14 protein-coding genes and 1 pseudogene are annotated in these 21,431 nt (G+C 60.9%); 13 read left to right on the top strand and 2 right to left on the bottom strand.

All coding sequences use genetic code 11. From position 1 onward, the window contains the following. Positions 1 to 6: 6 nt before the first annotated feature. The 7 genes from ACWTU8_RS18805 to ACWTU8_RS18775 all read left to right on the top strand — a co-directional run bounded on the left by ACWTU8_RS18805 (position 7) and on the right by ACWTU8_RS18775 (position 8,666). Positions 7 to 1,104 carry an ABC transporter ATP-binding protein gene (locus ACWTU8_RS18805; protein WP_455849353.1) on the top strand — a complete coding sequence of 366 codons (1,098 nt, stop codon included), beginning with the start codon at positions 7 to 9 and terminating at the stop codon, positions 1,102 to 1,104. Positions 1,105 to 1,136: 32 nt separating this feature from the next. Beyond that, on the top strand, positions 1,137 to 2,300 hold the full coding sequence (locus ACWTU8_RS18800; protein ID WP_455849352.1) for a mandelate racemase/muconate lactonizing enzyme family protein: 1,164 nt from the start codon (positions 1,137 to 1,139) through the stop codon (positions 2,298 to 2,300). Between the two features lie 23 nt (positions 2,301 to 2,323). After that, complete coding sequence (locus tag ACWTU8_RS18795) at positions 2,324 to 3,073, top strand: ribonuclease activity regulator RraA (RefSeq protein ID WP_455849351.1); 750 nt, start codon at positions 2,324 to 2,326, stop codon at positions 3,071 to 3,073. A gap of 622 nt (positions 3,074 to 3,695) precedes the next feature. Continuing rightward, positions 3,696 to 5,123, top strand: a complete 1,428-nt coding sequence (locus ACWTU8_RS18790) for a DUF6600 domain-containing protein (protein ID WP_455849350.1) — start codon at positions 3,696 to 3,698, stop codon at positions 5,121 to 5,123. 433 nt (positions 5,124 to 5,556) lie between these two features. After that, entirely contained in the window at positions 5,557 to 6,237 is a 681-nt protein-coding gene (locus ACWTU8_RS18785; RefSeq protein ID WP_051695470.1) for an HAD family acid phosphatase, read from the top strand. A 538-nt stretch (positions 6,238 to 6,775) separates the two neighbouring features. After that, positions 6,776 to 6,952, top strand: coding sequence for a DUF1127 domain-containing protein (locus ACWTU8_RS18780; RefSeq protein ID WP_095491021.1), 177 nt, complete (start codon positions 6,776 to 6,778; stop codon positions 6,950 to 6,952). A gap of 4 nt (positions 6,953 to 6,956) precedes the next feature. Continuing rightward, positions 6,957 to 8,666 (top strand): tetratricopeptide repeat protein, encoded by a 1,710-nt coding sequence (locus ACWTU8_RS18775; protein ID WP_455849349.1) that lies wholly within the window; start codon positions 6,957 to 6,959, stop codon positions 8,664 to 8,666. A gap of 262 nt (positions 8,667 to 8,928) precedes the next feature. On the opposite strand, the gene ACWTU8_RS18770 is transcribed toward ACWTU8_RS18775, so the two are convergent. Together ACWTU8_RS18770 and ACWTU8_RS18765 are read right to left on the bottom strand one after the other, a co-directional pair. After that, positions 8,929 to 9,639, bottom strand: coding sequence for a response regulator (locus ACWTU8_RS18770; protein ID WP_287330555.1), 711 nt, complete (start codon positions 9,637 to 9,639; stop codon positions 8,929 to 8,931). 69 nt (positions 9,640 to 9,708) lie between these two features. Then, positions 9,709 to 13,398, bottom strand: coding sequence for a PAS-domain containing protein (locus ACWTU8_RS18765; RefSeq protein WP_455849348.1), 3,690 nt, complete (start codon positions 13,396 to 13,398; stop codon positions 9,709 to 9,711). A 454-nt stretch (positions 13,399 to 13,852) separates the two neighbouring features. Between ACWTU8_RS18765 and ACWTU8_RS18760 the strand changes: the two are divergent. The 6 genes and pseudogenes from ACWTU8_RS18760 to ACWTU8_RS18735 form a co-directional block, all read left to right on the top strand. Further along, positions 13,853 to 14,365 (top strand): annotated as a pseudogene (locus ACWTU8_RS18760) (FAD-binding oxidoreductase); the annotation flags it as partial. Between the two features lie 210 nt (positions 14,366 to 14,575). Next, positions 14,576 to 15,235 carry a BBE domain-containing protein gene (locus ACWTU8_RS18755; RefSeq protein WP_455849619.1) on the top strand — a complete coding sequence of 220 codons (660 nt, stop codon included), beginning with the start codon at positions 14,576 to 14,578 and terminating at the stop codon, positions 15,233 to 15,235. A 1,343-nt stretch (positions 15,236 to 16,578) separates the two neighbouring features. Next, positions 16,579 to 16,845, top strand: a complete 267-nt coding sequence (locus tag ACWTU8_RS18750; protein WP_455849347.1) for a hypothetical protein — start codon at positions 16,579 to 16,581, stop codon at positions 16,843 to 16,845. A gap of 883 nt (positions 16,846 to 17,728) precedes the next feature. Further along, positions 17,729 to 18,760: a substrate-binding domain-containing protein gene (locus ACWTU8_RS18745; RefSeq protein WP_455849346.1), complete on the top strand. Its 1,032-nt coding sequence runs from the start codon at positions 17,729 to 17,731 to the stop codon at positions 18,758 to 18,760. A 108-nt stretch (positions 18,761 to 18,868) separates the two neighbouring features. Beyond that, positions 18,869 to 20,410 (top strand): sugar ABC transporter ATP-binding protein, encoded by a 1,542-nt coding sequence (locus ACWTU8_RS18740; protein ID WP_455849345.1) that lies wholly within the window; start codon positions 18,869 to 18,871, stop codon positions 20,408 to 20,410. 19 nt (positions 20,411 to 20,429) lie between these two features. Further along, on the top strand, positions 20,430 to 21,419 hold the full coding sequence (locus tag ACWTU8_RS18735) for an ABC transporter permease (RefSeq protein WP_455849344.1): 990 nt from the start codon (positions 20,430 to 20,432) through the stop codon (positions 21,417 to 21,419). The last annotated feature ends 12 nt before the right edge of the window (positions 21,420 to 21,431 follow it).

The following is a 21,431-nucleotide window of genomic DNA, read 5'->3' as shown; positions in this document are numbered from 1 at the left end:
TTGCCGATGGCCCACGTGGTCCTCAAAGATCTCGTCAAGACTTATGGCAGCTTCAAAGCTGTCAACGCCGTCTCGCTGACGGTCAATGACGGCGAGTTCGTTGCGCTCGTCGGCCCTTCAGGCTGCGGCAAGACAACCACGCTCAATCTCGTCGCGGGGCTGATCCCGATCACATCGGGCGACATCGTCATCGGGGACCGGGTGGTCAATGACCTCGACCCCAAGGACCGGGACATCGCAATGGTGTTCCAGAACTACGCGCTCTATCCGCAGAAATCGGTTTACAAGAACCTGGCGTTCCCGCTGCAGATGCGCAAACTGCCCAGGGACGAGATCGACAAGAAGGTCAAGGAAGCGGCGCGAGTGCTCGACATGACGCACCTGCTCGAGCGCAAGCCACGCGAACTTTCGGGCGGGCAGCAGCAGCGGGTGGCCCTGGGCCGTGCGCTTGTCCGCGACCCCGCCGTCTTCCTCATGGACGAGCCGCTCTCTAACCTCGACGCCAAACTGCGCGTGCAGATGCGGTCGGAGATCAAGCGCTTCCACCAAGACCTCAAGGCGACAATCATCTATGTGACGCACGACCAGCTCGAAGCCGTAACCATGGCCGACAAGATGGCGGTGATGAACGGCGGCTACCTGCAGCAATACGATTCACCGGCGCGGGTCTTTGCCGATCCCGTCAACATGTTCGTCGCCAGCTTCATCGGCAGCCCGGCGATGAGCCTTATTCCGCTGGAGGCATCGACGGCAAACGGCAACTCTGTGTTGACCGGCGCGGAGGGCTGGAGCTTTGAGCTCTCGCCGCGCAACGCCCAGAAGGTCGCAAGGGCAACGACCAAGAAAGTCGTGCTCGGCGCGCGTCACTCGACGATCAAGCTGCGCAAGAACGCGGTCCCCGGTGCCATTCCGGCCAAGGCCTACACGGTGGAGCCGACCGGAGACGTCACCTTCGTGCAGGCGTTCCTGTCCGGCGCCATCGTCAACGTCAGCGTGCCGCCGAACATCGCCGTCGCGCCCGATGAACAGATCTGGCTCGAGTTCGACCAGGAGCGGATGCATCTGTTCGACGGCCAAACCGAAATGGCCCTCGAGGCCAACTGAGACAGGATGGATGCGTTTGGAACGTGGCGTGGATGACTACGAAGCTTAAGATCACCGCGATCAAGCCCTATCCAGTGTGGGTAGGAACGCGCAACCAGATGCTCGTCAAGGTCGAGACCGACCAAGGCATCTTCGGCTGGGGTGAGAGCGGCTTGAGTGGTCGCGAGAAAGCGGTGGCCGGCGCGGTTGAGCACTATCGCGAGTTTCTCATCGGCCGCGACCCGATGCAGATGGGCCGGATCTGGCAGGAGGTTTATCGCAGCCAGTACTTCGAAGGCGGACGAGTTCTGCAGGCGGCGATTTCCGCCATCGACATCGCCCTTCACGACATCAAGGGCAAGGCTCTGGGAGTGCCGGTCTACGAGCTGCTAGGCGGCAAGCAGCGCGACCGCATCCCCACCTTCGCCTCGACCGGAGACGACGCCGAAGGCGACGTTGCCATCGAACGAGCCCGCGAGCTACGCGCACAGGGCTGGCAGGCGATCCGCTTCTTCCCCGCCGGGCAAAACAGCAGGGAGATCTTCGAGCCGCGCGAGTCGATCGGCGCTACCTCGAGTATGCTTAACAGGGCGCGCGAGGCGCTGGGCGACGACGTCGTCCTCGGCATCGATTATCATCATCGGCTGTCGGTGGCCGAGGCGGCGAGCTTCTGCAACAAGCTCGGCCGCGGCGTGCTTGATTTCGTCGAAGAGCCGATACGAGACGAGGCACCGGAGGCCTACGAATCCCTGCGTACGATGACCGACATCCCCTTTGCCATCGGCGAGGAATTTGCCAGCAAGTGGCAGTTCCTGCCCTACATCGAGCGTGGCATCCACCAGTTCAACCGGCTCGATGTTTGCAATGTCGGCGGGCTCACGGAGGCAATGAAAGTCGCTGGCTGGAGCGAGGCGCACTATGTGGATCTGATGCCGCACAATCCCCTTGGTCCGGTGTGCACGGCCGCGACCGTGCATCTCGCCGCCGCGGTACCCAACTTCGCCTGGCTCGAGACCAGGGAACCCGAAACAAAGCTGGGCTTCGACAATTCCGACTTCTTCCCCGTGCAACCACGGCTCGACGGGACCAACTATCCGGTCGGCGATCTGCCGGGGCTCGGCGTCGAGGTCAACGAGGAGGCGATCCAGGCGGCGAGCTTTCGTTTTTGGGAAGCACCTCACCTTAAGCGCCGCGACGGTTCTGTTACGAACTGGTAGTTCTTTTTCAACCGGAGTCCACGATGACACATGCTCCCGACATCACGCGGCCGCCAAAACACCTGATCGACGCGCTAAGGGAGATCGGCGCCGCGACGGTTGCCGGCACGCTTGGCCACATGGGTTTTCGCAATCCGCACATGGTCGGACCAGTGGCGCAGAACCACGGGAAGTCGATCGTCGGGCCGGCGCTGACGCTGCAGTTCATGCCACAGCGGCCGGACCTATTCACCGAGGGAGAATACGCCGATCCAGAGACGCAGCTGCATCGGCACGTGCTTTATCACGCACAGGAGGGCGATGTAGTCGTGGTCGACGCGCGCGGCGACATGAGCTCGGGCGTCTTCGGCGATATGATGTCGACGTATTTCAAGGGCAGGGGCGGCGCGGGCATCGTCATCGATGGATGCATGCGCGACCGGCCCAATGTTGAAAAGCTCGATCTGCCCCTATGGCTGCGCGGCTGGACGCCAAATTATCATGTGCAGACCAGCATCTATCCCAATGCCGTCAACGTTCCGATTGCCTGCGGCGGTGTCACGGTGATCCCCGGTGACATCATCGTCGCCGACGACGACGGGGTGGTGGTGCTCCCTGTCGCAATTGCCCCGATGGTAATCGAAGAATCACAGAAGCATCACGATTGGGAGGAGTTCTCGCGAGTGAAGCTCATGGAGGGCGGGCCGTTGCAACGCTACTATCCGCTGCATGACGACGCCCGTGGGGAGTATGAGGAGTGGCGCAAAACAAACCGCTTGGAGGACCCGAGTTAGCGCATGGATTAGCCTGCGGCAGGCGGCAGACCTTCTGGCGGTAACGCCGGCGTCTACGCAAAAGGCTTCAACAAATGCCGCGAATATCTCTACAGGCTGCCCGTCAATCCGGAGCCCGGTCAGAAGCTTTCCCGGGCGCAGTATCTCGACTACGCGGGGCGCGTCGAGAAAAGCTCGGTCGTGAAGGTCAGCCGCGGACCATGGTGTTCCATCGCTGCTTGAGGGCGGAGTCGATGCCCTCTTGGTGTGGCGCCGATCCGCACCGGTTCAATCGGGGGCCCAGAAACGGTTTTGAACAACCGTATCCTGTTCGTGCAATTTCGCGCGGGCGCAGGGGTGCAGATTGCCCCGCTGCTTCGGTGCAACCTAGGTTTTGTCCGCGCAGATGTCAGCTTGCCCGCTTTTCGTGGCTATATTCCAGAGCGCGGGCTGACTGCTTTCGGCCCGAGGCTGCCAGGCAGCAATGCGCCGATGTGTGCTGTTTGCGCTGATAGGGGTGGCGTACCATCGTGTGATGCCAAGCCGGTGTGTGAGCAGATGCGGGCATCACTAGCAAGTGGAACAATCCGACAGCCGGCGAGTTTCCAAGAGGAAGGGCGATCTGTTTCGGAGGAAGACTAGGATGAAACGCGTCCTTGCCCAAAACGCTGTGCGGCTGATGCTGGGCGGCGTAACCGCCTGCCTGCTCACGGTCATCGAGATTCCCAACCCGGTTGCGCCATTGTCGTTTGTGTCCGAGGCGAGTGCCGCCACCGACGTTTCCATTTCGATCAGCACATTCTACGATGACCTGTCTTCCCATGGTGATTGGGTTTCCTACCACGGAGCGACCGTTTTCGTCCCGGTCGATGTACCTGACGATTGGCGTCCGTATACCCTTGGACACTGGGTCTATACCGAGCAGTATGGCTGGCTCTGGGTGTCCGACGAGCCGTTCGGCTGGGCGACCTACCATTACGGCCGGTGGGGCTATGCCGACGACATCGGCTGGTACTGGGTTCCCGGCACTCGTTGGGCGCCAGCATGGGTGAGCTGGCGGCGTGACAGGGAGCACATGATCTGGGCTCCGCTGCCGCCGCGCCGCGATCCCGATTTGATTTCAATCGAGGTGACGTTCGACACCACGCCGGATTTCTACTGGGTCGTGGTCCCCACCCGCGAATTCCTTGCTGAGGACATTTCTGTCGTCGTTATCCGTGATGAGCCGGAGTTTGTGCGCATTGTCGAGGCGGCCGAGCCGGCCGGCGACGTGACGATCCAGAACAACGTGGTGATCAACAAAGTCATTGATGTTGATGTGATCGAGAAGGAGACGAACCAGCAGGTGACTGTCGTCGAGGTCAGCAAGACCGAGACGCCCGAGCAGGCCGGCAAATTGGAAAACAATACGGTCACGGTCTTTGAAGGCGAAGTCAAGGCCGATCCCGATGCCAAACCAACTGAGCTCAAAGACATCGAGGAGGTGAAGCAGGTTCAGGCTGGCCGGAAATCAAAGCCGACCGAAGGCGCAGCCACGACCGAACAGGCGCCAGGGACCGGCGAACAGGTCGAGCCGGAAGAGACCGCCAAGCCTGAGAAGCCGACGACCGAGGAGCAACCGGCCGCCGAGCAGCAGCAGGCCGAGCCGGAACAGGCGGCCAAACCTGAGAAGCCGAAGGCCAAGGAGCAGCCCGCCGCCGAGCAGCAGGCCGAGCCCGAGCAGGCGGCCAAGCCTGAGAAGCGGAAGGCCAAGGAGCAGCCCGCCGCCGAGCAGCAGGCCGAGCCCGAACAGGCGGCCAAGCCTGAGAAGCGAAAGGCCAAGGAGCAGCCCGCCGCCGAGCAGCAGCAGGCCGAACCGGAACAGGCGGCCAAGCCTGAGAAGCGGAAGGCCAAGGAGCAGCCCGCCGCCGAGCAGCAGCAGGCCGAACCGGAACAGGCGGCCAAGCCTGAGAAGCGGAAGGCCAAGGAGCAGCCCGCCGCCGAGCAGCAGGCCGAGCCAGAACAGGCGGCCAAGCCCAAGACACAGAAGCAAGAAAAGGCGTGCGATCCGCAGACAGAGGCGAACTGCTAGGTGTTGGGCGGGTACAGACTAGGGCACCGCGATCGTTCCACCGCGGTGCCCGTTGAACGGCAACGGGCCAAAGCTGCGAGCCCTTGCCGACACGATCGTTCGTCGTCAGCATAGCCAAATCGGACAGGCAGAAGACGGCCCAAAATAGGTAGTCCATTGTCTCGGCGCTAAGCGTCGGCAGTTGGCGCATTCCGGACGCGTCGGTTTGTGCAAGCGCTAATTTGTGCAGCAATGGCCGAAATCCTGCACCTTGCAGCAACTCATAGAAACATTCGGCGTCTGTTTTGGAATCCTCTAATTCAGCGCCGCAGTTTCGAGGACCTGTGCCTTGCCTCGCTTGACAGAGGACTTGTCGCGACCGCAAAGTCTCATGATGCAGACGATTAGTTGGAATAGAATTGCGCGTGGTGCGGCCGTTGCAGCAATCGTGCTGATGACTGGCACAAATGTGCCTGTGTCGGCGCGTGCCGACGGCTCGCTCCTTCTTACAAGCCCGTCCCAGCCAGCCAATGTCGGCGACGCGATGCTGGCGGCCGCCAATTATCATGATTCCGGCGACTATGATCGCGACCTTGCCGCAGTGGCGAAGCAGGCAGGCGATTGGGTCGTCAAGCGCGCAACGGAGGTGCCTCGCCCCGCACTGGTGCTCGATATCGACGAGACGGCTTTGGCCAACTGGGAAGTGATCACACGTGATAATTTCGGCCGCCCGATCGGCGGCGCCTGCGACATCGCAATCGACGGTCCCTGTGGCTGGGCCGCCTGGGACCAGCTCGCGAAGGATCCGGCCATCGACCCTGTGCTGGAGGTCTTCCGGCAGGCGCGAACGGCGAAAGTCGCAGTATTCTTCATCACCGGACGTCCGGAGGACCAGCGTCGGGCGACCGAACAGAACCTACAATCGGCGGGCTATGCCGGCTATGAGCAACTTTACATGGTCCAGCCTGGAGCCAAATATGGTTCCGCCGCAGATTTCAAGGCACCCATAAGAGCCGAAATCGAAAAGGCCGGCTACACGATCATTGCCAATGTCGGTGACCAGCCATCGGACCTGTTCGGGGGGCATGCCGAGAAGCTGTTCCTGCTGCCGAATCCGTTCTACAGGGTTCGCTGACGGCGTGTACGGCGAAAACCCGAACGCTAGGGCCCCTGCCGCCCAACGGCAGGCCGTGACTCGTGTTTAGCTTGAGCAGCAGCGAACGAACGACGGCTGTCGGGCGGGCAGACATGCCGATTATATTCATCTCCGGGTACGGCAACGTACCCATGTCAGCCCAGGCGATCGAAGATTTGACAGCCGCATATCGGCCCAAGAGGGGCCCCCTCGTCGGGCCTGACCACAGACGATCGATACGGCTAATGTCATGGCTACTCTAACATTAGGCGGCAGATAACCGGCGATTGGACCGGTGTCCCGGTGCTGCCATCTGACGCGCGAGCCAGCGTGGCTGATCGCGGACGCCGGTTTCACCAATCAGCCCCAGGAAAGAAGGCGGTTTCCCGCGACTCTGGCAGCTCGGAGTTCGCACCGCGCGGGAAGCGCTGAAACAAACGAAACACTTCGCGTTCGGCGCGGAAAAACGCCTGAAACAGGGATGGTTTAAATGCAATGGCAACGCTGCATCCCGCGGCGCTAATCATGGAGTGTTGCAATGTCGATAATGCGAGCAGCTTACCGGTCTTTCCGGGACTACCGGGTTCACCGTATGGCGGAACGGACCCTTGCGGCAATGGACGATGCCTTCCTGAGGGACATCGGGATTAGCCGGTCAGAGATTGGTTTGGTGGTCCGCGGCTTGAAGCGCGGCCAAGAAGACAAGGCGGGCTGAAACCATGAAGCTTTCATTTAGGCTCCCGCTACTGGCCTGTGCGAGCCTGGCCGCCCTTCTGGCGGCGCCCGCCGCCAATGCCCATGACTCGGGCCTTCCGCACCGCCAGGCCAAGGCGGCGGCGGTTGGAGAGGATTCGACAAGCGTCCCGCTGTTCGAAAACCTCGGCAGCCATTCCTACCCTGTCACCACCGCCAACCCGCTGGCGCAGGCCTATTTCGACCAGGGCCTGCGCTGGGCGTGGGCGTTCAACCACGCCGAGGCGCAGCGCGCTTTCAGGGCCGCCCAGAAGCTGGACCCGACCTGCGCCATGTGTTTCTGGGGCGAGGCTTACGTGCTCGGCCCCAACATCAATGCCGGCATGGGTCGGGAGGCAGCCGCGAACGCCGCCGAAGCTGTCGCGCAGGCGCGCAAGGTAGCGCACCTTGCCACCGGCCGGGAAAAGGACCTCATCGCCGCGCTCTCCAAGCGCTACAGCGCCGATACTTCGGCCGACCAGGGCGCCCTGAACCAGGCCTATGCCGCGGCGATGGCGGAACTGGCAGACCGCCATTCGCAGGACGACGAAATCGCCACGCTCTACGCTGACGCGCTTATGAACCTGATGCCCTGGGACTACTGGGTTGATGGCGGAGCAACGCCAAAGCCGGACACGGTCAAGCTTGTGGCCTCACTGGAGCGGGTGCTGGCGCGCAATCCGGATCATGCCGGCGCGATCCATCTCTATATCCATGCCGTCGAAGCGTCCACGACGCCGGAAAGGGCCGAAGCCCATGCCGACCGGCTTGCCGCCCTCATGCCCGGCGCCGGACACATCGTGCACATGCCAGCGCACATCTATCATCAGGTCGGCCGGTGGATCGACAGTCTGGAGATCAACCGCGAGGCAGTGGCAGCGGACGAGGCCTATTTCGAGCGCGTCGGCATAGCGCCGGAGAGCACGCCCGGCGTCTACACTGACGGCTATTATCCGCACAACCTGCATTTCCTGATGACCTCCGCACAGATGGCGGGCGACGTCGAGGCAATCGCCGAGGCGGCCAAAAAGCTCGAATCGCTGGTCTCCGACACCATGGCCAGAAAGGTGGCCGGGCTGCAGCCGATCAAGGCGGCTCCCTATTTCGCGCACGCCCAGTACAGCGATCCCGAGGTCATACTCGCGCTGCCGCTGCCGGCAAACGCCCTGCCTTATATCGAGGCAACCTGGCGATATGCACGGGGCGTCGCCTTCGCCGCAAAGGGTGCGAGCGAGGCGGCGCGCCCCGAGACCGCCGCAATCCGCAAGCTCGCTGCCGACGCCGATTTTTCCACGGAGACGGCGGGAGGACTTCCGGCGCCGAATTTGCTGGAATTGAGCGCGCTGATCGTGGAGGCCCGCGTTGCCCAGCACCAGGGCAACCTGCGGGAAGCGCGCAAGAAGCTTGAGGCGGCCGTCGCGATCGAGGACGGCCTTGCCTATATGGAACCGGCGTACTGGTATTATCCGGTCCGACAAACCCTCGGCGCGGTCTACATCGCCATGGGCGAGCACGAGGCGGCCGCGGCGGCCTTCGAGCACGTCTTGGAGCAGACGCCGAACAACGCCTGGGCGCTGTGGGGCCTGCGCGAGGTGTTCCGCAGGACCGGCAGGACAGCGGACGCCGAAGCGATGGATGCGCGCTTCAAGGACGCGTGGGTGGGAGCGCCGGACTTTCTCGGCATCGAACGGCTCTGACCCGCGCTCAGGTGCCGGCGCCGTGTCGGCGCAGGAAACGTGTCGCAGCCTCGCAAACCGGCGGCTGCGGCACACAATCCAGGTGTCGAGAAGGCCGGCTTGGCCTGCACGCCTCTCAGCGCCCACACGTGATAGTGGAAGGCCAGGGCAAGGCAGCTGGTTCCGAAAACTCAGTAGTTCGAGCGGGGCCCTCCGCCTGGGACCACAAAGTCGCAATACCTCAACCGCAAGGGATGAGGCGCTGGTCCACCGTGCGGCGCGCTCAGGAGTAGAGGTAACCCATGCCGCGGATCGTCCTGATCACCTCCGGCTTGGAGGGATCGACCTCGATTTTCTTCCGCAGGCGCGAAACGCGAATGTCGATACTACGATCGAAGGGATCCCATCCGCGGTCATGGGCGAGTTCGAGCAGTTGATCGCGGTTGAGCACTCGTCCGCGATGTTCGCTGAATACTTTCAGAAGCCGGAACTCCATCGCGGTGATCGCTATTTCGACCCCCTCGGCGTTGTATAATTTGTGTTCATCCGGGTCGAAGCGGCACTTGCCGAACTGGACCTGGTGAGAGTCCGGAGTACTCGCTTTCTCCGCAGCTCGTTCGCTCGCCGACGTCCTGCGCAGCACGGCCTTCACCCGTGCCAGCAGCTCCCGCAGGTCCACGGGCTTCGCGACATAGTCGTCGGCGCCAATCTCCAATCCGACAACGCGGTCGACGATTTCCGCCGATCCGGTCAGCATGATAATGGCAACGTCTGAGTGCTCTCGTAGATATCGGGCCAGGGAGAGGCCGTCCTCGCCTGGCATTCGGATATCCAATATGACCACATCGACGTGCTGGCTATTAATAAGTTCGCGCAGGGCAGGCCCCGCGTTGGCCGTTGTCACGGCATAGCCATGATGCTCCAGATATTCCGCCACCGTGTCGCGGATATCCGGTTCGTCATCGCAGACCACTACATGTGCGTGCGTCGTCAAAATCGACCACCGAGCAACTAGCCTAATGGATAAGCTGCCCCTGAAGTGACGTGCAAATCCACTGATCTGTCAAGTATTGTTGTTGACCAGATTCGAGACAAACGAACGGAGCTCGTTAGGTTTGATCGGTTTCTCAAGATAGGGCCGTTTCGCGGCGCGCAGGAACATCTGCGCGTCCGGGCTGATCGTGTCCCCCGTCAGGAAGGCTAACCTGTCGAGCTCGGCCGGATGAAGCTTGGCAATCTGGTTGAACAATCCCCGTCCATCCATGTTCGGCATTTTCAGATCGCTCAGGATCAGCGCGAAAGTGCGGTTCTGGAGCTGCACCAGCGCTTCTTCGCCGGATCTGGCAATGGTGACCTTGAAACCATCCCGGCTGAGCACCTCAGCAACCAGCTCACCCACTTCCTCTTCGTCGTCCACCACCAGACAAGCAACGCCGGTTGAATTCGGGAGCTCGTCTTCGGCCGTTTCGGCCCGTTCCTCGATACGGTCCGAAGCAGGCAGCGAAAGTATGAAGGTCGAGCCACCCCCCTCGGGGGATTCGACTTCGATGGTTCCTCCATGGGATTGAACGATCCGATGACAGAAGGACAGCCCGATCCCAGTCCCTGCCCCAATCTCTTTGGTCGTGAAGAACGGCTCGAAAATGCGGGGAAGTATCTCTTTGGGAATTCCCGGGCCCGTGTCGGCAACGCTGACGACTATTTTGCCGGTCATGGGATGAAGCCGCGTTGAAACCGTGATTGTCCGTCGCCCTTCCCAGCCGTGCAGCGCCTGTTCTGCATTGACAAGCAAATTGATCAGCACCTGGGCAAGCTGATCGGGATCCGCCCAGATCGGGGGAAGACCAGGTTCAAGATGAACTGAAAGCCCGATGTCCGACGATCGAATCGAATAGCTCGCCACTTCCACCGCTTCGGAAATAATGTCACCGATCGCAACGTTTGAGGTTCGCGTCGGCTGCTGTCTGGCCATAGCCAGGAAAGTCTTGACGATCCTGGCGCAGCGTTCGGCTGCCTTGCTCATCTTGTCGGCGCGTTCCACGACCTTGGCGTCGGTTGCGGTCTCCTTCAACAGCGATGACAGGCCAAGCACCACCGAGAGCGGATTGTTCAGCTCATGCGCCACCCCCGCCAGCAATCCGCCGAGCGCCGACATTTTCTCGTTCTGGTGCAGCGTCTCGCGCTGTCGCTCTAATTCCTGCTGCATTTCGATACGGTCGGTGAGATCGTAGGTGTGGGAAACAATCACCTTCTCACCGCGGTAATCGATCAGTCGAGACGAAATCGAGCACCAGCAGGTTCCACCGTCGTTGCGTTTGAGCTGGGTTTCGAAATCGTCGACCAACCCCGTCGCGAGCAGCCGCTCAACGTATCGCACCCGCTCTGAAGGATCGACATAGTAGTCGATGGCGCTGGTCACATTGCCGAGCAGCTCAACGGTGGCGGGACTGCGGTAGAGCAGCTTCCCGTCATGCGCGCGGGTCATCTGGATGTTGACGGGGCAAGCTTCGAGGACTTTACGGACCATTTCATCCGCTTCCTTAGCGGCCTCCTCGGCCCGCTTGCGCTCTGTAATGTCGACGCGGGTGACCACGAACCCGCCTTCGCGGGTTGGACAGTTCGAGACGAAAAACCAACCGCCGTCCGTATGACGGAATTCCTGTTGCCGGAACTCGCGGCGGTCCCTTGCCCTCTCGGCAAGCCAGTCGTCGATCTTGTCCCGTGGAACCGGAAACTGGTTGCGCTCTGCGGTCACGCGGAGGAAATCGAACCAGTTCACCCCGGGAACGAGCACATCCGCGCTTATCGCATGCATATGGCGGTACCTGCTGTTGGCCAGCACCAGGCAATCGTTCTTGTCGTAGAGGGCAAACCCTTCGGCGAGAGATTCGATCGCGTCGATCAGCCGCTCGTTTGCCTTGCGCGTTTCTTGCTGGGCGGTGATCATGTCGGTGATATTCGTCGTGTTCGACACGATCACCTGCCTTCCCTGGAACTCGATCAGGCGAGCGGAAACCGAAGCCCAGAAGGGCTTGTTCTCTGTGTCGTACTGCTGGACCCGAAAATCATCGATCCTGCCCTTTTCGATCAGGGTGCGCTCCAATATTGCGCTATTGTCTGGATCGACATAGTGGTCGGTTATTCGAGGGCGATCGGCGTAGAGATCTCTGGTAGCAGGATTGCGGTAGAGCGTTTCTCCCTCGAACGTGGTCATGTGTATCGGCGAAGGGCAGGCATCGAGCACCTTTTGCAGCAGAGCCGTCGCGTCGCGCTCGGCAGCCTCGGCCTTTTTGCGCCCGCTGATGTCGGCGCGCGTTACGACGAAGCCGCCAAGATCGGTGGGATGTATCGAAACCGAGTGCCATTTGCCGTCGGAGAGGGGGACCTCGAAATGGGAGTGGAACTCGATCCGGCCTTGAATCCGCTCGTCGAGCCACTCGTCCTCGCGCCCAACCGCGTTGCGGTACACGCCGCGCTTGGCGGATTCGCGAAGGAGCTCGTTCCATTCCACGCCCGGTTCAACGAGATCCCGCACCGGGTGGTTCAGTTCGCGGTAAAGGCTGTTGCACATGACCAGGCGGTGATCTTCGTCGTACAGTGCGAATCCCTCGGAGAGTGATTCAACGGCGTCTGCGAGCATCTCCCGCGCCGCAGCGACTTCGCCGTCACGCTTCTTCTGCTTGGTCACATCGGCGATGCCGGCGAGAACCACTCGCCGGCCTTGGAACTCGACGATCCTGAGATTGCCCGTGGCCCAGAACTCTTGGCCGTCGGGTCGTTTAAGAAGCACCTCGCAATTTTCGACGACGCCCTTTTGCATGAGCTCCCGATTGATTTCCCGGTGTTTCTCGGGGTCGACAAAGTAGTCGCCGAGCCGCACCGTCTCGCGTTGCGCCTTCTTGCTCCATCCAAGCAGCCGTTCGGCAGCATTGCTCTGGTAAATGAGTTCCCCCGAACTTGCGTCGGTCATCCATACCGGCAACGGATGATGCTTGATCAGGAAACCGAACAGATCCTCGCGCTGCTTACGTTCCGTAATGTCCAATACGCCGATGATGAGCGAGGGGCGCCCGTCATAAACGCCGCGACGGCAGTTGGTCGAGCACCAGACGGTCGATCCGCTTGTGTTTCTAAGCTGGATTTCGTGATCCCGCACGATCTCGCTGTTGCTGGCGAGAGAACTGATTTCATCGAATTCGCCAGTATTCACGAAATAATCCGTCAGGAATTGCGGCTCGTTCGGGGTCCATTTTCGGCCAAGCAGGTTCGACGCATCGAGGCTTTCGTAGACGATTTTCCCGCTTCCCGCGTCCACCACCCAAACGGGCAGCGGGTGACTGTCCGTGATGCAGCGGAATATCTCCGCGTTTTCCCGGTGCGCGATTTGCGCTCGCTTCATGTCGGTAATGTCGACGCTTACCAGGGCCATGCCACCATTCGGCCGAGGATGTGCGGTGAGCAACTTCCACCGGCCATCTAATGTCTCAGCTTCAACTGGAGGGTTGTTGATTTGCGTCCATCGCGCAGCGGCGCTTTCAGCGAACGCGTTGCTCGGCTCGATGGGGCGGCCGTCGAAACTTTTCAGATGTGAGAGGGCTTCGGCGACTGCGGCAATGGTGTCCATCGGATGCATCTCGCCGCGATCGAGCCGCCGGCTTCCAAATATCTCCGGATTGCCGTCGACGAGGACATTGTTGGCGTCAAAAAGGGCATAGCCTGTGTGTGTGGATGGCACCGGATTATCAGGCCGCATGGTCGTTCCTTTTGTTCGCGTGATCTCGCGAGGGCGGATACTAGGCCCTCTTTGTTTCAGCATACATTCAGACGCCGCGTGATTTGTTTCAACTGTTTCGGCGCGTGGGAATCTTCGCCAGCGCTGACGTGAAAACGAAACTCTACCCAACTCCGGAAAAACGGCGGAAACACGAATGGCCAGGGTTGCACGGCCGATACCACGGCTCGAGCAAACGACTCGGACCATAACCAGTCACAAAGTGCCGCCTGTCATCCCCGTGGGCGAGCGCTGAAACAAACGAAACACTCCCACCGCACCACAGAAAAACGTCTGAAACGAAGGCGGTGTATGACAAGAAGAGCCGCAGATGCGGCAAATTCAACCGGCGAAGCGCAAATGTCCGGCGCCCAGGATGAACAATCTATTCCTGGCGAGCGTCGACGCGTCTTGCTCTGAAACCTGAGGGTTCAATATGGATAAGCCAGTTACTTCGTACGATTTCCCCGACAGGCTCCTCGCGAGCCTTATTGACCAAAACCATCCGGCCTATGAAGAGGCTCGCGGGCTCTACAACGCTATGGTCGACAAGCGGCCGCGCTGGATCGTCCCCTGCGCCGAAGTCGCCGACGTCGTCGCGGCAGTCAATCATGCCCGAGAGAACCATTTGCTTCTTGCCATTCGCGGCGGCGGCCACAACGGTCCAGGCTTCGGCAGTTGCGACGGCGGAATGGTCATCGACATGTCGCCGATGAAACGGGTCGATATCGATCCCAGGACTCGCACGGTCCATGTCGAGGCCGGCTGCACCCAAGGCGATGTCGACCGCGCCACCCGCGCTCATGGGCTGGCGGTGCCGGCGGGCCTCGTCTCGACCACAGGCATTGCCGGACTGACGCTGGGCGGCGGCACCGGCCATCTAACGCGCAAACACGGCCTCACCATCGACAATCTGCTTGCGGCCGAGGTCGTGCTGGCCGACGGCAGCGTCGTGACTGCAAGTGAGGACGAACACCCGGAGCTGTTCTGGGCGCTGCGCGGCGGCGGCGGCAACTTCGGCGTCGTGACGCGCTTCACATTTCAGGCGCATCCGGCGAAGGATGTCTATGCCGGGCCGATCTTCTTCGACATCGCACATGCCGTAGAGATCATGCGTTGGTACCGGGACTTCCTGCCCGGAGCGCCGCGAGAGCTCGGGATGTTCTTCGGCATCAAGACGGTGCCCTCCTGCGACCCTTTCCCGCGCGAGATCTGGGGAAGGCGCATCTGCGCGCTAATCAGTTGCTACAACGGCGCGGAGGAGGACGGCATCCGAGCGATGCAGCCCGTGCGCGACGCGCTTCCCAAGCCTCTAATGGACGGTATGATGCAGATGCCCTTCGTCGATCTGCAGGCGCTGTTTGATCCGCTGCTGCCGAAGGGCTTGCAGTGGTACTGGAAGGGCGATTATGTCGACGAGCTGTCCGATGCGGCCATCGCTGCCCATGCCGAGCACGGCTCGAAAACCCCGAGCGAGCTGTCGCTGATGCATCTCTACCCGATCGACGGAGCGGTCCAGGAAGTGGCTCCGGACGCCACCGCCTGGGGAGCGCGGCGAGCGCGTTGGTCCATGGTTATCGCCGGCATCGACCCCGACCCGACGAAGGCGCCGGAGCTGAGGCGCTGGGCAAGCGAGTATTGGGCCGCGGTGCACAAGCACAACCCGCATGGTGGCGCCTATATCAACTTCATGATGGATGATGAAGGCGAAGCGCGCGTACGCGCCGCCTACGGCGCCAACTATGAGCGGCTCGTCGCGGTCAAGCGCAAATACGATCCGGCGAACCTCTTCCGCGTCAACCACAACATCCGGCCGTAAGCCGAGGCTGAGCCTGTCCGTCCTTGGGTCGCGCCGAGGCGGACAGGCCTGTGGCATGCGGAAGCCGGTGTCGCGCCCATCGAGGAAGATTCTCGTCGAATCTCCGACGAGATCGATATGCGACGGCTGAAGATCGGCTCCCGGAAAGCCGTTATTCAGCATGTGTTCTGGATGGACGGGATATTGACCTACCCAGACCTTCCTTTTCCCAGGAGAAGGTCGTGAAAGGACGCAGGCATGACCTACGCAGGCCGTGTTGGCCTCGCAGGAACAGTTTTGGCCTTAGTTGCAAAATCACCGCCATCAGTGCTCGTCAGCTCGCGCTCGCCTCCAGTAGCAGCCGGACGAGTTCGGCCTGCCTGCGCACGCCGGTCTTCTCGAAGACATGCCTTAGATGCGCTCTGATCGTGTGGCCGCGATGCCGAGCCGGGCAGCGGCGTCGCGCCCGTTGCCATTGAGATTTTCCAGGACGACGTCAGCCTCCGCCGGATTCAGTCTGAACCTACGATCCAGGTCGCTCGTGCTGTTCTCGTTCAGGATCGGTGACCATATGGATCACCACTTGCCGCGCAGCCCCGAGCCAGGACGTGTCGATCGGACGGCGCGGAAAGGACACTCCGCGAGAGTGCGGGCGGCATTCCATTCGTTCCGGGCCGCTCGGCCACGCGCCAGAGTGTTCGCAACCTTGGCGCCTTGATCCTTTCTGGATCCGGAGCAAACGACTCGGACCACAACCATCCACAAAATGCGGCCCGCCCCGTCGCGCGTGCCCCTGAAACAAACGAAACACTCCTACCGCACTACAGAAAAACGCCTGAAACGAAAGCGGTGTATGACAATAAGAACCGCAGATGCGGCAGATTCGACGGGCAAGGCACAAATATCCAGTGCCATGGACGAACATCTAGTCTTGTCGAGGTGTCGACGCGTCTTGCTCCGAAACCTGAGGTTCAAAATGCATAAGCCAGTTACTTCGTACGACCGGCTCCGCGCGAGCCTTGTTGACCAAAACCATCCGGCCCATGAAGGGGCTCGCCGGCTCTTACAACGCCATGATCGACAAGGGGCAGACGTCAACCCCGCCACGCGACGGCTGATCGGGAACAGCCGCCATTCATACAGGCCGCGTCGCTGAATGGTGATGATCTCGGCTGCTATCAAGCAGCCCTCCGAACAGCGCACGAACGTAACAAGACAACCGTGCGCTGAACAACCTGCCGCCGCAAATCCAGAAGGATAGCGGTTGTCGGTTTGCCCAAAGGGCATGAAAGACGGCTCATCGATGCGGTGCGGGGCACGGCGCGTTGAGGCCAAATGCTAACCCTCAAAGATGGAGAATTGAAATGCTTAAGATCGTTCTTGCCACTGCCACTTTCCTGTTTGCCTCCGGCATGGCTCTTGCCGGCAGCGACCACTATGGCTCCGACTACAGCCATGGCTCCGGCTATTCGAACACCGGTCACCATTCGATGGTGTCCGACAACGGCTACGCGGTCGACCCGAGCGGCACAGCGAGTGTCAGCGCGACCGACAGCGCACCGACCTCGGGAGGGAATTCGATCTTCGATATTCCTGGGCCCGGTTATGGCCAGGGGATCTGGGGCCGCTGATACCAGCGTTCGGCCGGCACGGTCGAGATTAGACCTCCAAGCGGCGGGCGCGCCCGCCGCTTGGAATCACCTCACAGCCACCGGAGAAAGATCTTTGCCGATCTCGAACCGTGGGCTGGAGCGGGCCTGGGGGCCTGTCCACTCTTTAGCTCGAGAGCTGCGTCGTCAGTCCTGAGCCGCGCCCAGTCGTGAGTAAGCGCCGCCACGCGCCACCAAAGCGATCGGGATTTGATTCGATACGCAGGACTACATGCCGCGATGGGAGGGAAATCTCCACGCAATCGAAGTTCCGCTCTCCAATGCGGTGGAACACGGGGTCCCCGGAATTCAACTCACGCAGATAGCTGTTTGCGAAGGCTCGAAACGTTGCCTGTTCTGCTGCAATCTGATTCCGTCGATCATTCGTTGCGGACGCCATGTCACACAGACGCCGCGCAGGCGTTCTGTGCTGAATTTCAAAGGTTTTGATGGCGCCGCGCGTGAAGGGCCAGCCTTGCTGCGGCCGCGGCTAAAATTAAACTAGCTGATGAGAGACGGAGCAATGAAAGTTTTGATTGCGGGTGCCCGGGATTGGCGGCTTGACGACAGCTTTAGCTCTGCATGAACTCGGCATCGAGGCCGCGGTGTTCGAACAGGCACCCGAAGTGCGCGAACTCCATGTCGGTATCAATATACGCCGGGCAGGGTCGCCAATTGGCGCGAAGTTGCCGGTCGCGATGAGGTGTGAAATATATTTCTACATGTGAATTTTATTGACATTCGAGCCAACTCCTGCGAATGATCGACTGCTGGGCCTCGGGAGGAGGTTCGGCCTCATCAACCACAAGCGGCGGCACGTAGTGTCCGACCGCCCATTGACCAGGCTTCGGCCGAGGGAGGACTCTTGCGCAAATTTTTGAGCATGCTCGCCATTTCGGCAGCAGCCACCACTGTGTTGGGGGCAAGTCACGCCGCGGCCCAGGCCGCTAACCCGTTCAAATGCGAGCCGGGTGAAAAATACGTTATGAACGTCATGGTTTCCGGCGTCGAATATTGGTTCCCGGTCTATGAGATGTTCAAGCAGGCCGGACAGCAGTTCGGTTGCGAGACCGAATACACCGGAACGCCAGAATACGACGTGAACAAGCAGATAGCGACATTCGACCAGGCGCTGGCTCAGAAGCCGGCTGGCATCCTGGTGCATCCGATGAACTCTGATCCATTCATCGAGCCAATCAATCGGGCGATAGACCAGGGAACGGCCGTAGTCACATTCGCCGCAGATTCGCCCAACTCCAAACGAGTATCCTACATCACCTCCGACAACGTCGCCGAAGGCACCTATGCCGCCGATGCAGTCGCCAAGGCGATGGACGGCAAGGGCGAATACGCGGTCCTCGAAAACCCTGGACAGGACAATCACGACAAGCGCATCGCCGCCTTCATCGCCCGCATGGAAGCCAAATGGCCGGATATGAAGCTTGTCGGCCGCGCGGCGTCGAACCAGGATGCGACGAAGGCCTATCAGGCCGTGCTCAGCCTCGCGCAGGCGCATCCCGAACTGGGCGCGGTGTTCATGCCGGAAGCCAACTCGGCAATCGGCGCCGCTCAGGCCGCGAAGGAAGGCGGCGGCAAGATCCGAGTTATGCTGGCCGACGTCAACGCCAAGATCCTCGATATGATCAAGGCCGGCGAAATTTTTGGCTCAGTCAACCCGAACCAGGGCATGCAGGGCTACATGGGGTTCATGCTGCTGTGGCTGGCCAAGCATCCTGAGCTGATCGATCCGATGAACGACGCCCGGCGGTCGGGATTCAATGGCATGAGCGTGCCTTTCGTCGACAACGGCTTTTCCATCGTCACTGCGGAAAATGCCGACGATTTCTATTGGGATGCCTACCTCAAGCGGCGCGGTACCAAGGGCATCGAGGAATAAGGGCTCACCGTTATCTCTTCGGGGCTCTTCGAAGATGCTCGATCCGGGACGGGGCGCGCTCGCGCCCCGTCGACCCAACCGTCAACATCAACGCTGCAGGGGGACGGAGTGACTGCCGCCGCCATTCTTGAAATCCGCGACATATCGAAATCTTTCGGCGCCATCAAAGCGCTGACCGGGGTCGATTTCACGCTGCAGCGGGGCGAAATTCACGCGCTGTGCGGCGAGAATGGCGCGGGCAAGTCCACGCTGATGAATATCATCGCCGGCATTGTGCAACCCGACGAAGGCGCCATTCGTCTCGAAGGCAAGGACGTCACCATTGCATCACCATCCGCCGCGCAGCGGCTTGGCATAGGCCTCGTCCATCAGGAAATCGCGCTCTGCCAGGATGCTACGGTCGCCGAGAATATCCTCATGGCGGCCATCAACAATCGGCGCGCGCCGCTGATGAATTTTCGTCGGCTCTACATTGATGCGCAGAAGATAATGGACCTGCTGGCGCCGATCCCGGTCGAGACGCCGGTCGCCGACCTTTCGATTTCCAACCAGCAACTTGTAGAAATAGCCAAGGCGCTGACGCTAGAATGCCGGGTGCTGATGCTCGACGAGCCGACGGCCGCGCTGACCGAAATAGAGGCGCAGCGCCTTTTCGCCATCGTCCGCGATCTCAGGGCGCGCGGAATTTCAATTATCTACATCAGCCACCGCATGGCCGAGATCTTCAGCCTGTGCGACCGCGTCACGGTGTTTCGTGACGGCAGATATGTCGCGACCGATCCTATCGCTTCGGTCACTCCCAATGATGTCGTGCGCAAGATGGTCGGGCGCGAAATCACGCAGCTCTATCCGCAAAAGCTCTCGCCTGAACGGCGTACCGACCGCCCTGTGCTGTCGGTCACCAATCTCTCCTATCGAGCAGGTTCCGAGGGCGTCAGCTTCACGCTTCGTGCAGGCGAAATTCTTGGCATCGGTGGGTTGATTGGCGCCGGCCGCAGCGAGATGGTCCAGACCGTTTGCGGCTTGCGCCCGAAGGTGGCGGGATCGGTCGAACTCAATGGCGAGCCGGTCAGCATCAGGACCTATAGCGATGCCGTGCGCGCAGGCCTGGTCTACCTCTCAGAGGACCGCAAGGCGTCGGGCCTGTTCCTGGACCTGTCGGTTGCATCTAATATCTCCGCGCTGGACCTTCGGAAACTGACCACACCGCTTGGGCTGCTCGATCGCCGTGCCGAGGCAAAGCAAGCCACCGACCTGGTCGAGCGCCACGGTGTGCGCATGGGCGGCATCGAGGCACAGGTGTCGACGCTTAGCGGTGGCAATCAGCAGAAGGTCGCCATCGCCAGGCTTCTGTCGGTTGGCCCCAAAGTGGTCATTCTGGACGAGCCCACACGCGGGGTCGATGTCGGCGCGAAAGTGGAAATTCATCGCCTGCTCCGCGATCTCGCCGAGCGGGGCGTCGGCGTCATCGTGATTTCATCCGAGCTTCCGGAATTAATCGGGCTCAGCGACCGGGTGCTTGTCATACACGAAGGTGGCATCGCCGGCGAACTGGGGGCGGACGAATTGACCGAAGAGGCAATCATGCTGCTGGCTTCGGGCCTCCGGCAGCAACGACCAAATGCAAGGCAGGTTCAGAATGTCGCTTAGACAGACCGGAGGAACCCTCATGGACGCTGAATTCAAGGCGAGCGCCCCCGGGCTTGGCGGGCGCAACTGGTTGCGTCTTGGGTCAATGCGCGAGGCGGGGCTGATCGCGATCATGCTGGCGCTGTGCATCGCCATGACATTCGCTTCGCCGCATTTCCTGACTTGGGGAAATTTCCGCGCCATGCTGATGAGCTTCTCCATCGAAGGCATCGTCGTGGTCGGCATGACGATACTTCTCATTGTCGGCGGCATCGACCTGTCCGTCGGGTCGGTGGTCTGCTTCTCCATGGTCGTGTCAGGCGCTCTCTTCCTGATGGGTCTGGACCCGTGGACCGCGAGCCTAATCGGGATAGGCGCCAGCGCGCTGATCGGCGCGGCGATGGGCTTCTTCGTGACCGTCATCGGACTCAATCACTTCATCACATCGCTGGCAGCGATGGTGATCGTCCGCGGTCTTTGCCTTGTCATCACCAAGGGAACCCCGCTGTCGCTGTTCACCCTGCCGCCGGGGTTCAAAGCGATCGGCCAGGGCAGCTTCGGCAATGTGCCTTATGTCATCGTCATCTTTGTTGTGGTCGTAGCCATCTTCGATTTCCTGCTTCGGCGTGCCACTGCCTTCCGCAAGGTCTTCTATACCGGCAGCAACGAGAAGGCGGCCCAATTTTCGGGTATCAAGACCAAGCAGGTTAAATTCTGGGTCACAGTTCTCTGCTCGACCCTGGCGGGCTTCGCCGGCGCCATCTACATGTCGCGCTTTGGCGCTGCGACCCCGACCTTCGGCGCTGGCATGGAGCTCAACATCATCGCCGCGGCGGTGATTGGCGGGGCATCGCTCAATGGCGGCTCGGGCACCATCTTCGGCGCCATACTGGGCATGGCGCTGCTCTCGGTCGTCACAAGTTCGCTGATCCTGCTCGACGTCTCCGTCTATTGGCAGGACATGATCAAGGGATGCATCCTGCTCGCGGCAGTATCGATCGACCACTTCCTGCATCGCAGGAAATCCTGAGCAGCAGCGCGA

The sequence above is a fragment of the Mesorhizobium sp. BHbdii genome, from assembly GCF_053848045.1.
This window is presented reverse-complemented; position numbering and strand designations above follow the sequence as displayed.

Coding starts and splice junctions, on each gene's coding strand:
- ACWTU8_RS18750 (WP_455849347.1), top strand. CDS start 16,579: ATGCTTAAGATCGTTCTTGCCACTGCCACTTTCCTGTTTGCCTCCGGC.
- ACWTU8_RS18735 (WP_455849344.1), top strand. CDS start 20,430: ATGGACGCTGAATTCAAGGCGAGCGCCCCCGGGCTTGGCGGGCGCAAC.
- ACWTU8_RS18780 (WP_095491021.1), top strand. CDS start 6,776: ATGTCGATAATGCGAGCAGCTTACCGGTCTTTCCGGGACTACCGGGTT.
- ACWTU8_RS18765 (WP_455849348.1), bottom strand. CDS start 13,398: ATGCGGCCTGATAATCCGGTGCCATCCACACACACAGGCTATGCCCTT.
- ACWTU8_RS18755 (WP_455849619.1), top strand. CDS start 14,576: ATGTTCTTCGGCATCAAGACGGTGCCCTCCTGCGACCCTTTCCCGCGC.
- ACWTU8_RS18795 (WP_455849351.1), top strand. CDS start 2,324: ATGACACATGCTCCCGACATCACGCGGCCGCCAAAACACCTGATCGAC.
- ACWTU8_RS18790 (WP_455849350.1), top strand. CDS start 3,696: ATGAAACGCGTCCTTGCCCAAAACGCTGTGCGGCTGATGCTGGGCGGC.
- ACWTU8_RS18785 (WP_051695470.1), top strand. CDS start 5,557: ATGACTGGCACAAATGTGCCTGTGTCGGCGCGTGCCGACGGCTCGCTC.
- ACWTU8_RS18775 (WP_455849349.1), top strand. CDS start 6,957: ATGAAGCTTTCATTTAGGCTCCCGCTACTGGCCTGTGCGAGCCTGGCC.
- ACWTU8_RS18800 (WP_455849352.1), top strand. CDS start 1,137: ATGACTACGAAGCTTAAGATCACCGCGATCAAGCCCTATCCAGTGTGG.
- ACWTU8_RS18805 (WP_455849353.1), top strand. CDS start 7: ATGGCCCACGTGGTCCTCAAAGATCTCGTCAAGACTTATGGCAGCTTC.